Below are 2026 nucleotides of genomic sequence, written 5' to 3'. Positions count from 1 at the left end.
GGCGGTGAGCTGCGCCGCGACGTCCTCAGCGGGAGCGACGACCACCACGGGCGCGGTCACGAACACGGCACGCGACGCCTCGAGGGCCGCGTCCTGGGCGGTCGCCGCGGGGAGCACCGTGGCGGCCTCCGCCGGCGCGCCGGTCTCAGCGGTGACCGCCGTCGGGGTCGGCGTCGGACTCGGGGTGCTCGACGCCGTCGGGGTGGGCTCGACGCGGGTGCCGTCATCCGTGCAGCCCGTCAGCGCCAGCAGGGCGACCAGCAGCGCAGCGCGTCGTCGGCCTAGCGGCACGGCTCTACCTCCTGGTCGACGGTCGACGGACAGCATAGGAGTGCCCAGCAGTCGGACCGGGGGTTTCCGCTCCCACCGCCGGAGGGCTAGGTTCGGCGTCGACAAGCCCCCGGGGAGCGCAGGAGCGCTGAGAGTGCGGCCGGACACCACGTCCTACCCGCAGACCCGTGGAACCTGATCTGGTTCATGCCAGCGTAGGGAGCAGGGCACTGTCGTCGGCCGCGCGCCGGCGGTCGGCGTCCTCCGGGCCGGTCGCGCTGCGGCGCGCCCTCCTGGTGGACCCGTCGCGACGCGTCGCCGGCGACCTCGTGCGGCTGCCCGGGGGTCCGCCGCGACACCGGAGGACCCGATGAGCACCCTGACCAGCCCCCTCGCCGACCGACGAGCCACCGAGCTCGGAGTCGGTGCTCGCTTCTCGCTGCACCCGCACTGCGACGACTACGTGGAGGTGATCCTCAGCGCGCTCGCCGCCGCCGACGCCTCCCGCGTGACGGTCCGCACCGACGACGTGTCGACCTTCGTGCGTGGCAGCGAGGGCGACGTCATCCGCTACGTGCACGAGGTCCTGGCCGCGGCGGGAGAGACGCGGTGGCACGTCGTCGCCCATCTCCTGCTCTCGCGCGGCTGCCCGGGCGAGGTGGCGTGCGAGCTGCCCGACGACGCCCTGCTGGACCGCGTCCCCGTCCCGGTGCTCGCCCCGACGGGACTGACCGCGAGCGCGCACTGGGCCCTGTACCCGCTGGACGACACCGGCGGCGACCACCTGGCGCACATCATGACTGCCATCGGCACGGCCGGATCGGCGGCCACGACGTCGCCGGAGCATTTCGTCACGCGTCTCGACGGCGACCTGTCCGACGTGCTCACCGCGGTCGCGGCGGGCTGGCTGGAGGCGGCGCGCCACGTCCGGCACGTGGTCACGCACGTCACCGTGTCGATGCACTCGCCGTCGGGCGGTGCCCGGTGAACCGCCGTCGGATCTCCCTGTCCGAGCTGGTCCTCCTGGCCGTCCTCGCGGTGGTGTCCGGGTTCGTCTACTGGGCGCTGGTGCAGGCGTGGATCGCGCTCCAGATCGCGATGGGCCCGTTCGGTGACCTCGCCCAGCACGTGCTCATCGGCGGCTGGATGGCGGCGGCGCCCCTCGCGCTCTACATCGTGCGACGGCCGGGCGTCGGCATCGTCGTGGAGCTGGCGGCCGCGCTGGTCGAGGTCGTGTTCCTCGCCTCCCCGGTGGGCCCGATGCTCCTGGTGGTCGGTCTGGTGCAGGGAGCCGGTGCCGAGCTGGCGTTCACCCTGACGCGGTACCGGCGCTACGACTGGGGCGTCTTYGTGGCCTCGGGAGCGCTCGCCGGTCTGGCCAGCACCGCCCTGGGCATCGTCCGGTTCGGCTGGCTCACGCAGGACTGGTTCGCGTGGCGGCTGGGCCTGCAGGTGGCCAGCGGGATCCTGCTGTGCGGTGTCGCGGCGAAGCTGATCGGCGACGCCCTCGCCCGCACGGGGGTCCTCGACAACACCCCGCTGGGCCGAGCCCGCCGCGAGGCGACGCCGAGCCCGGTGCCCGTCGCGTGATCGAGGTCCGCGGTCTGGGCGTCTCGTTCCCCGGGTCGGCCGCGCCCGTGCTGCGCGGCGTGGACCTCGACGTGCAGCCGGGCGAGCAGGTGCTCGTGCTCGCCGGGTCCGGCGCCGGCAAGAGCACGCTGCTGCGCGTGCTGGCCGGCATCGTGCCGCAGGTGGT

The 2026-nt window shown here is 74.4% G+C and carries 3 protein-coding genes, 1 pseudogene and 1 riboswitch; of the genes and pseudogenes, 3 read left to right on the top strand and 1 reads right to left on the bottom strand.

Translation table 11 applies throughout. The features are described 5' to 3' along the window. Positions 1–291 (bottom strand): annotated as a pseudogene (locus tag AC1DUQ_RS21240) (hypothetical protein); the annotation flags it as partial. A 100-nt stretch (positions 292–391) separates the two neighbouring features. Beyond that, a riboswitch (TPP riboswitch) is annotated at positions 392–509 on the top strand. Positions 510–640: 131 nt separating this feature from the next. On the opposite strand from AC1DUQ_RS21240, the gene AC1DUQ_RS21235 reads away from it, so the two are divergent. From AC1DUQ_RS21235 to AC1DUQ_RS21225, 3 genes are all read left to right on the top strand, one after another. Beyond that, positions 641–1258 carry a YkoF family thiamine/hydroxymethylpyrimidine-binding protein gene (locus AC1DUQ_RS21235; RefSeq protein ID WP_477074575.1) on the top strand — a complete coding sequence of 206 codons (618 nt, stop codon included), beginning with the start codon at positions 641–643 and terminating at the stop codon, positions 1256–1258. Continuing rightward, entirely contained in the window at positions 1255–1860 is a 606-nt protein-coding gene (locus tag AC1DUQ_RS21230; protein ID WP_477062389.1) for an ECF transporter S component, read from the top strand. Before AC1DUQ_RS21235 ends, AC1DUQ_RS21230 begins: the two co-directional genes overlap by 4 nt. After that, a partial coding sequence (locus tag AC1DUQ_RS21225) for an ATP-binding cassette domain-containing protein (RefSeq protein ID WP_477074574.1) occupies positions 1743–2026 on the top strand: 284 nt, incomplete at its 3' end. The genes AC1DUQ_RS21230 and AC1DUQ_RS21225, both read left to right, overlap by 118 nt.

The sequence above is a fragment of the Cellulomonas sp. P4_B5_2 genome, from assembly GCF_056402235.1.
The sequence above is the reverse complement of the archived record's forward strand: the minus strand, read 5'-3'. Positions and strand labels throughout refer to the sequence as shown.